This is a genomic window from Escherichia sp. WS1152, from assembly GCF_046487665.1.
In the GTDB taxonomy this organism is placed as follows: domain Bacteria; phylum Pseudomonadota; class Gammaproteobacteria; order Enterobacterales; family Enterobacteriaceae; genus Escherichia; species Escherichia coli.
The window spans coordinates 54060-63707 of record NZ_JBJQJA010000021.1 but is presented as its reverse complement, the minus strand read 5'-3'; the positions used below and the strand labels follow the sequence as shown (position 1 = coordinate 63707).

The following is a 9648-nucleotide window of genomic DNA, read 5'->3' as shown; positions in this document are numbered from 1 at the left end:
GTACTACCACTCGGACACACTGCATAGGACACTGTATGTCCACATCCACTCGTTCCGTAAACAGTGAAATGTTCCTTTTCTTTGTTACCCTTCCACACACCGGATTGGCACGAAAGTATCGCCCCTGTACTGTCGCGGCCTACAAGCCCGTTAGGGGAGCAGGAAGTGCCAGCCGTTGCTGTTTTTTCAAGCTGTAAATACTCGCCTGTATAGAGGCGTCCATCAGCGCGTACAGTTCCACCTTTTACCTGGCCGCCAGTATAAATCCCTTTATTATTCACGCTGCGCAACCAGGACGAATCGGACATATACCAGCCGCCACCATAGGTACTGTTCATCCAGCCTTTGCTGTTTTTTGTGACCAGCCAGCCATTATTCGAAGTGATATCGCCGTTGGTTGTGGCTGTATTTCCTGAAATTGCGCCAGAGAACGTACCGTTACGTGCGCTGATATCGCCGGAGAGCGCGGCGGCGTTGCCGTTTAAAGTGCCGACGTTGTTCAGATTGTTGCTGTTCATATCAATCGCCGTATGCATCCTGTTAAGGTCGGGACGATTGGTTATGGAGTAACGATATAAACGGTCGCTTTCCTGCAAATCAGCGCCAACAAGTGCCATTGCAATATGCCCGGTCGCGCAGTTCAGCCCGTAATTTGAAGGCGTGTCAGACCAGCCGCCACCCGCGCCAATCGCCTGCTTGCTGCTGTTGATGTAGCCGCCAAGCCCTTCAATCATGCTTGCTACCGAGCGCATTCCGGCTTCTGACAGGGACTGACCGCCATTACTACAGGTCAGGGCTTCCAGACGGGATGTTTTGCTGTTCTTTGCAATACCGGTAATGTAGCTTTGTCCAAAATTGGATTCAGAAAAACCAGATTTCAGATAGCCTTTCTGAATGAGTGTTGCTGGCGTGATTGTTTTGGGTAAAGAGCCAGCAAGTAGTGTTGATGCATTGTCAGCAACATAATTACGAACAGCGGTGTTATAGGTATTTGCGTGTTCTGCTGCATTCTGCCAGCGAACATTATTCAGATGGTTTTCAATGTTTTCATAAACTTTAGGGATAACCATCACCATTATGCCGATGACAAGTAATACCTCAAGGAGAGATACACCTTTATCTGTCTTTTTCATTGCTCTTAATCCTCAGAATAATATTCCCGGTACGAGTGAGTAAACAAACATTCCGCCACAAAGGAACGGACCAAATGGAATATATTTTTTTTGCTTGTTTAATCCGCCAAGAGTGAAGAAAATAATTCCGCCGATAACGGCAATAAATACAATTGAACAGGCAATCTCAGGCGTTGGAAACCATACGCCAGTTCCTGCAATAAGTAGCACATCTCCCATGCCGAAACTTTCCGTTCCGTTTTTATATGCAAAGTAAAGTCTTACAAACAGCATAATGAAGAACATCAGCATTGCACAAAACAAACCAGACAATATATTGTTATTCCATGTCTGATATAACAGGCCAGAGAAGATAAATGTCACGGTATAAAGGCGTGGTAGTAGAAATGAAAGAAGGTCTATACAAGCCATTAATGTAAGGAAAGCATAGAAAACAATCACTATTATAGATTGAATCAGTGATAGCTGGTTTAATGAAAGATACAGAACGGCAAGCGTTGTCAGTATCAGACAGTAATATTTCTCTGTGCCGGTTTTATAAGATACATTAAGTTTATTTAAACGGAATTTTACTTCATTGTAGGCGTAGCATTGACAGACGATATTTGCACAGCAAAGTATCGCCGTATTAAATATGCTGTTTAGCATAAGTTACCTTACCATGTATTTATTGTAGACATAGCGTGCGTATTTGATTCTTTTCTGTTCGTTACTTTCTTTGAAACCAGCGTTATAACTGCCAAGACAACTCCAGTTTATGCCACATTTCTGAAAATGTGTTGCCAGAATCCACGCGCCAATTTGTATATTGAGACAGGGGTTATCAATAAGCTCTGATTTGTCTTTTATTACGCCAAGTTTTTTCAGGTTGGGGATGTGTGATGAATTAATTTGCATCAGTCCGTAATCGGTGCTTAATATTTTTCCTTTTTCTTTGTTGTGATTTATCCGGTCTGGTATGAGTGAACTTTCTACAGTGGCAATGCTTTTCAGAAGCAGGGGATCAATCAGATAACGTTGCCCGGCTTGTGCAAAGCAGGCATCAAATCGGGTCGTTGTCGCTGAATATGCGGGTTGCAATGAAAAGATTAATGATGAAATACATGATAGCAGGATATAAAGAACAGAACGCACAATACTCCTCCTGTAAACATGGAAAAAATAAGCGCCCGAAGGCGCTTATCCGATGCACATGAAAAATCAGGAATCAGTGCTGAAGGTCAGCGTATTGCTGTCAGATGAGCAAACAGTTGCCGCATCGACAGTTGATGTGGAAGTGTTGTTAATCTTGGAGATTGCGCTGGAAGAACGCAGGGCGTTTACCATTGCCATGCAGTTTTTCTTCGGTACGCTGGCCTCAACAACATTGAAGGAGTATTTATCCGAAGAGGTTGTGATTGTAACGGAGCCGCCCCACGGGTTTTTCGCGCTTGCGCCAGTTGTATCTGCGATCATATCGGATGGCAGTAATCCTTGCGCGTAGAGAGTCTTAATATAGTTACTGTCAGTATAACGCCCCTGGAATTTCAGTGATTTCATGTTGGCAATTACTGTCAGGACATTGTTTTGTTCATTGGATGATTGAATGTTGGATTGCACCATTGAATAGAGTTTATATGCACTTGCTGCAAGTACAACAATAACACCAACAACCAATAACACTTCCATCAGTGTTGCCCCTTTGTCCTGTTCTTTTTTACGGCGTGCAGAAAGAGAAGAAAAAACAGAACGCATATTTAAAATATTAATAGAAGACATAATAAATAATTCCTTATTTATTGAGAGGTTAAAAATATTAGGGATTAGTGTTGCAGGACGTTACTGACATCGTAGAGAGCAGTAATCATCATTACAATAAATGCGAAAACAATTAATGCGGATACTACAGTTATCCAGATTCCTGTTGATTTGACTTTTCCTTTTGCTTCCTCCAGCCATTTATCAGCATAGTTAGACATCATCAATGCATTGTCAGCATTTTCAGAATGAAGTAATAGTTTGTTAATGCATAATTTCGATGGGAAGTCATAACCGCAACTTTTCATTGCCATTGCAAGTGACTGTCCAAGTAAAACATATCTCCTGATTTCTTTTATTCGTTCGAGTAGCCATCTGTTTTGAGTGCTGTTTTTCTCCAGCCTTTCCAGTGCTTTTGCAACGGGAATATCAATACTTAACATGGAGGCCATGTTGAAGAGAAAACTTACACCATTAAATGTTTTATAAAGTGACCAGGGGGGAATGTAATCAAGATACTGACGGCCCGGTCCTGTATAACGTGCAAGCGAATATCTGATCAGGAAAAACAGTACGATGCAGAAGCAGAGAATATACGTTCCGTTTTCTATCAGGAAACCAGACGTATCTGTCAGTAATCGCATAGAACTTGTCCAGCGTTCTTTCGGTGCGAGAGAAAGGAAAACAGGTGTTATGGTATCGTGGACCATATACATGTTTGCCAGACAACCAAAAACCAGTACGGATGGATAAATCATCGACATAACAAGAGTCATTGTCATTTCAGAACGACTTCTGACAATTTTTATGGCCTGAACTAATCCCCCGGCAAGGTCGCCGCGAATTTCACCGCTGGATATTAATTGATATTCATCCTCCTTTATATATTTTTTTAATGCTGAAGATATTGCCCCTGTGTTATTCAGTGCATTAAGGCACTCACAACAAATATAGTAGGTTGCAGAAGACCCCGTTTTCTTCCCGTAGTCTGTTTCTACATCAATCAGGTGTGTAAGAGCACGCTTTACATTTATGCCATCATTTAACATTCCAGATAAATCTTCATATAAACTTATTCTGGAATACCTGAATGTGTATTTTGCCAGCCAGTGGGATATTCCAGAGAAATCAATTTCTATCGAATTGAGTTTCTCAAATATATCTTTTATCGCCATGTCCCCTCCGGGAGCATTGAGTATTTATCTTCGTCAATGGGGGATATGAAGTGTGCGGACAGCGGATCTACCAGGCCATGATTAATCAGGTGTAATAAGTGCTGATTACGGGTAATTCCTCCAAGTTCATAGTGCCAGTATGATTTTGCTTCCAGACGCCCGGACTGACGATATAACTGAAAAAAACGTGCGTCGGGTGAGACGACTTCTGCTATAACCGTCCTTCCCGTTACGCCTTTATAACAGTGCTCGCAACCGTCAAGATTGCGCAACCGGACCTGTTCCGGCAGGCAATTTTCCTCAATGAGTTTCCGTTCTTCTGTACTCAGTTTGTCTGCCATTTCAGCATAAGTGCGCTTACAGTAAGGACAGAGTTTTTGTACCAGCCGTTGACTCAGCAGACCGATAAACAGAAGAGGATCTGCAATCAGCCTGGCCTGAATATTCTCCATTTCAAGGCGCTCAATAATATTCAGGGCATCGTTGGCGTGTAAGGTCGTCAACAGAAGGTGGCCTGTCATCGAGGCTTTGATTGCTGCTAATGCCGATGCGTGATCACGAATTTCGCCGTTCAGTATCGCGTCTGGATCAAGTCGCATAGCGGATTTAATCGCGTCAACCCAGCCATCGACGGAATCCCTGACTGCCGTCTGTATTGCGCCGGGAATACGGCCCTCCGGCGGTGATTCAATGGTGAAAAGGCGTTTTCGGGGGAGACGCATATTATCGTTATGGTTGAAACCAAACGTGCTCAGATAGGCTTCTGAAGCCGTTCTCAGAGTCGTTGACTTACCGGACCCTGTAGGGCCGGATAAAACGATAATTCCTTCCGGGCGTTGTAACATTCGCCTGATTGTCTGGATTTGTTGCGGCATGTAGCCAAGTTCTTCGAAAGTGGGAATATCCTCGCTGTCATCTTTAATCAGGCGGAAGACCGCGTACACACCACCCACGCACGGATAATGCGAATAGCGCGCCCCAAAAAGATTTACAGGCTTCAGAAAATTCTCTGCGATACGTGCATCCTGTGGTATTGCAGGGTCAAACTGCGTACCTTTGATAACATCACTCATTCCAGAATAGGCAGCACCCAGCAATTCCAGCCCTTCTTTACGCGGGATGACATCCAGAATTTCCAGTTCCCCATGCACGCGTGCTTCGACATAAGTGAACTCGGAGCCGTCCCGACCAGGTGTGATGTGCAAATCGGAACTTCCCAGTTTGTTTGCTTTCGCCAGGTAGCTAATGACCTTTTCCTGGTTGCTGTTTAAGTGTTGTGATGAGTTTGAATCAGACCTTTTTTCGCTGTCCTGGTAGCGGGATGCGATAACATCAAGAGTTGTCGAGGTTATATTTACCTGTCCGGGATATTTAACATTCAGAGTGCCAATATAAGCCTGAACAGCACGCTGTCCTTTACTGTTATCAGCGATATAAACCTGAACAGGTTTATCGTCTTTTTCAGATATACTGACGTATACAACATCAGAAATATCTTTTCCGGGATAGTCTGCGTCAGAAAAAAACATTATGTGTCGTCTCTTTCAATAGCATTAAAGAATAAGCTGGCGTTTCTCTGTACCATTCTGAATCCAGACGCCATTACCAGTGATTGATGCCACCTTATAAGAAGTACCAGGAATACTTTGCCCGACCTTGACATCAGTTACTGACCCGTCCAGGAGAGAAATTCGTGCTGACATTTGTTGTGGTGTACCAAATATTTCAATAACACGAAGTGATTTAGCGGCTACACGTTGCGCTGGTATATCGGTATCTGCAAGAGAAGAATACCCGGAAGAGGGTGTTATTGCTGGCGTTGCGGACGCTACACCATTCAAATCAAGATTACGCAATTCACTGACAGCCTTCTGACGCGCCAGCTTTGCTTCGTAAATTACCGTTTCAGCCTGAATCTGCTCTACCTGTAAAATGGTCGGAGATGAATATTTTATTTCGTCTTTTGGCGTGCTTTCAGATTCTGTTGCGTAAGCAAGTGAACTGAAAAAACAGACAGAAATAATTGCTGGTTTAATTATTTTTAACATAGAATGCACCTTTAATCTCATAATTCAGTCTTCCTTCTTCCAGTTTTATTCCTGCATACTGGAAGCGAACGGCAGGTTCATGAAAGTTAGCGAAAAGTATTGAAGGCGGGGTGCTGGTCTGAATCATTAATTCATACTCGTTCCACGGGAGAATTATTGGACGGCCTTCTTCATCTGTTTTTGTGTTTTCAATTTCCTGCCAGGTGAGTTTTAACCTCATTTTTTGTGCAAATGTTGTCAGGCGTTCCTGAATATCTGTTGCCTGTGGCAATGTGTCCGGGGTAATTGGATCAGGTGAAACGTCAAAACTGACAGGAAGAGAAAATCCCCCGGCGCTGCCTTCTGGCAATACAAAAGTTGCTGTGGTTGTCCCCTGGAATATTTCTCGTATCCGTGTGCTGAAGTCCTCGACCGTAACGCCGCTCAGTTCCTTATATGATGTGCGTAACAGCCCGTCATTACCGGATGTGCTGCATTCAGCAAGGTCAAAACGCCATCCGGCGATCGATAAGGGCAGTGCATCCCATTTATCAATGCATTTATCAATAAATGGTTTTATTTCAGGTAAATGTTGCCACGGTGGGGCAATCTGTATTGCCTGTTTGTCTGCCATTTCTTTTGCCAGACGAAGACGTGCAGCTTCTGCCGCAGCTTCTTTTTCCCGGTATTCCTGGTACATGGTGATCCCGTTCCAGAGCAGTATGGCCAGAATGGCACTTCCGCCATAAATCATGAACTGACGTTTTCGGGATACGCGAGTAAACGCCGCCTCTTTCGGCGGTTTTTTTACGTCAATCAACGCAGACAGAGTGAGTGAGGGGAGTGCCTGGCTGATATCCCATGATTCAGGCTGGTATAGTTTCCAGCCGGGTTCTGGTGTTTCATTAAACTCAAGAAATGTTGTCAGAGCACTCATGATCTGACTTTTGTTACCTACAACATCGTTGACGAGAACGTTATTGACGCAGGAAACAAAGCCATAAAGATCACCGAGTTCGCAGATAGCGTATCCGTCAGGTTCGATGAGGGGTTTTATCATCAGTGCCAGTGACCAGAATGAGGACGCCCCTGTGGGAAGATCCTCTTTTCTGATAAATGCCACCATCGTTTTGGTTTCATTTTCTGAATCCTGATACTGACAGGAGAGAAAATATTCAGCGTCGTTTTTTCTTGCGAATGTACGCGCATTCTTTTCTTCTGAAGGAAGCGTTTTCCAGTCCAGACCGGAGAAAAAAGCACGCTTGTTTTTAATAACCGAAGTGAAATTCCGGTTATTCTGATTATTCTCAGACAAAGTGACCTCCAAAAAAACTCCCTGTGTTTTTTCAGGGAGTTTTCAGTTAATTAGTTCACATTTTTTATTACTGCACTGGAGCCGGAATTAAGCACATTTGGTGTAATCAAAACGACCAGAATCGTGTCGCCGTCTTCGCTGTTAATGCCACCCCCAAGTCCAAAGAAGGAGGGGGTTATTACACCTTGCTTACTGGTTTTCCGGTTTGATTGCTGGAATCCACTCAGAATAACTGTCTGGCCTGATTTCAGGTCAATAGTCTGATTAATTGTTTTCAAATCCACATTCGGTGTTTGTGCTTTACTGCCGCCACTTTCGAACACCTCAAAAGTAGGTTTGTCAGACAGACTCATTGAGAACAGCAATTGCAGGTTTTGTGAATCCGGCTGAATGTATGGAAGCAGAGTCATATTGAATCCGGTCGTTATTGTTGCCGCATTCAGTGACGTGGATGATCCCACATTGGCGGTGGAATCGGTTGTGACACTTTCAATGAAGCCCTGCTGATTGGCAATTTGCATAGGGACAGGCGTCAGGTTTTTAGTCACAGCGGAGTTTTGCGTTACGACACTGACGCTGCCTTGTGACGACAGGGCTTTCAGAAATGCTTTTGAGCCAGCCAGCTTACCGTCCACGATGGATACACCACTGGTAATAACATTCCCGGCGGCATCACCAAATGAGCCACCAAGACTCAGACCAAGATGACCATCATTAAATACTGCGTTCCAGTCGATTCCCGCCTGTTCCTGGCTTGATTTCTTGATACTCAGGATTTCAACGTTCAGCACAACCTGACGACTCATTTCATTATTGCGCTTGTTCACAATCTCCTGAACGCTGTCCAGTACATCCGGGGTATCTGTTACTGTCAGTGAACCTGTGGACAGATACATGCGCCCTGTACCTGGTGTCAGCATTGAGGAAACTTCGCTTTTCAGGTCGTTGTACAGCGATGATTTCATTTCCACGGTTGTAGTTTGCGTATTTGATGCGTCGCCAGTCATACCGCCAGAACTTGTAGAGCCGGTACTGCCACTGGAAGACATTGTGCCGCTCACAACTTTTGAGTTGTATGCCACATTGCTGTCCATATATGTAATCGGGAATGAGCGCGTTTCCAGATAGAAGAATGTGATACGACCTTTATCGTATTTCCAGGATATTCCCAGCCGTGAAGATACGGTTTGCAGTAGGGCAGGAAGCCCGGAGATATTCAGCTCAGGGAGTGATGTACCGCCAGAAGAGACTTTTACTGGCTGACTGCCTACTGACGCCAGAGGAACCATTCCATTTGCATCAGGTGCTGGAATTGAGCCTGTCATTTGTTGTGTTGAGCCAGTGCCTGTACCGTTCAGATAGGTCCAGACATCGGCGCTGATTCGTACCGGGATATGACAGGTTTGTGTGATGCGTTGTGCGATCTGGCGTAGCTCAATATCTGAACGAGTATTAATCACAATCGGGCAGGGCGGCGCTGATTGCTTTACCTGCTTTTCAATAATTGGCGTTGTATTAATCCATTGTTTTGTTGAGTCCTGGATAACCGGGTTATTACGAATTTTTTTCGCGTATTCAGTCGCTTTTTGTGCGTCTCTTTCGGCTGCAAGTTCATTAGCATTGATTTTTTTGAAGTTTGCACAGCCTGATAATAAAAAAGAGGATATTAATAAACAAAGCAATTTTTTATTCATATTTAATTAACTCCGGTACTGGAATGATAACTGTGCATCCTATTTCATCGTGAGAGCGGGTTAACGATATAACTGTGTCGAAAAGATTTTGTATCTGTACGCCGCCATCTGAAGGAGTCGTGACAACAATAAGACGTTTGCCACGTTTCCTGGCTGTTTTAATAAATCGAACAATAAACTGAACAACTTTTGATTCCCGTAAGTTGTTACCGATGGCTACACTATTAAGAACCAACGTTTTTTCAGGTGCAGATAAAAAGTCAAAATAATCAAAATTTTCATCGCAAAGATAATGGTGTTTTAGAAGGGGAAGGTGTTCATGGCGTTTATAAATATCACAGAAATCAAAATATTTAACGTCAGTGTCATTGATTAGCAATTCTGCTAAAAGTGTTGATTTTCCAGTTCCAGTTTCGCCTATAATCAGAATATGTTTTTCAGAGTTTATCAAAACATCAATGGCTTCTTTCATCATATTCATATTCATATTCATATTCATATTTATCATATTCGAGTGTTTTATTCTCATAATAGAATCCTGTCTTTGCTAATCAATAGTATCTTTAT

Annotated in this window: 10 protein-coding genes; all 10 read right to left on the bottom strand. The window is 43.4% G+C overall.

All coding sequences use genetic code 11. From position 1 onward, the window contains the following. A partial coding sequence (gene pilV / locus ACJHW7_RS22055; RefSeq protein WP_410233579.1) for a shufflon system plasmid conjugative transfer pilus tip adhesin PilV occupies nt 1–1133 on the bottom strand: 1133 nt, incomplete at its 3' end. Between the two features lie 12 nt (nt 1134–1145). Continuing rightward, nucleotides 1146–1781 carry an A24 family peptidase gene (locus tag ACJHW7_RS22050; RefSeq protein WP_000934978.1) on the bottom strand — a complete coding sequence of 212 codons (636 nt, stop codon included), beginning with the start codon at nt 1779–1781 and terminating at the stop codon, nt 1146–1148. A gap of 3 nt (nt 1782–1784) precedes the next feature. Beyond that, on the bottom strand, nt 1785–2267 hold the full coding sequence (locus tag ACJHW7_RS22045) for a lytic transglycosylase domain-containing protein (RefSeq protein ID WP_001258095.1): 483 nt from the start codon (nt 2265–2267) through the stop codon (nt 1785–1787). Between the two features lie 66 nt (nt 2268–2333). Continuing rightward, nucleotides 2334–2891 carry a type 4 pilus major pilin gene (locus tag ACJHW7_RS22040; protein ID WP_000095049.1) on the bottom strand — a complete coding sequence of 186 codons (558 nt, stop codon included), beginning with the start codon at nt 2889–2891 and terminating at the stop codon, nt 2334–2336. Between the two features lie 44 nt (nt 2892–2935). Beyond that, complete coding sequence (locus ACJHW7_RS22035) at nt 2936–4045, bottom strand: type II secretion system F family protein (protein ID WP_000974902.1); 1110 nt, start codon at nt 4043–4045, stop codon at nt 2936–2938. After that, entirely contained in the window at nt 4036–5574 is a 1539-nt protein-coding gene (locus tag ACJHW7_RS22030; RefSeq protein WP_000466227.1) for a GspE/PulE family protein, read from the bottom strand. The genes ACJHW7_RS22035 and ACJHW7_RS22030 overlap by 10 nt, the downstream gene beginning before the upstream one ends. A gap of 24 nt (nt 5575–5598) precedes the next feature. Continuing rightward, on the bottom strand, nt 5599–6093 hold the full coding sequence (pilP, locus tag ACJHW7_RS22025) for a type IV pilus biogenesis protein PilP (protein ID WP_020245536.1): 495 nt from the start codon (nt 6091–6093) through the stop codon (nt 5599–5601). Then, complete coding sequence (pilO2, locus tag ACJHW7_RS22020) at nt 6077–7387, bottom strand: type 4b pilus protein PilO2 (RefSeq protein ID WP_001454111.1); 1311 nt, start codon at nt 7385–7387, stop codon at nt 6077–6079. Before pilO2 ends, pilP begins: the two co-directional genes overlap by 17 nt. Nucleotides 7388–7437: 50 nt before the next feature. Beyond that, complete coding sequence (locus ACJHW7_RS22015; RefSeq protein ID WP_063084537.1) at nt 7438–9081, bottom strand: PilN family type IVB pilus formation outer membrane protein; 1644 nt, start codon at nt 9079–9081, stop codon at nt 7438–7440. Continuing rightward, nucleotides 9074–9610: a sigma 54-interacting transcriptional regulator gene (locus ACJHW7_RS22010; RefSeq protein ID WP_001220543.1), complete on the bottom strand. Its 537-nt coding sequence runs from the start codon at nt 9608–9610 to the stop codon at nt 9074–9076. The genes ACJHW7_RS22015 and ACJHW7_RS22010 overlap by 8 nt, the downstream gene beginning before the upstream one ends. Nucleotides 9611–9648: the final 38 nt, after the last annotated feature.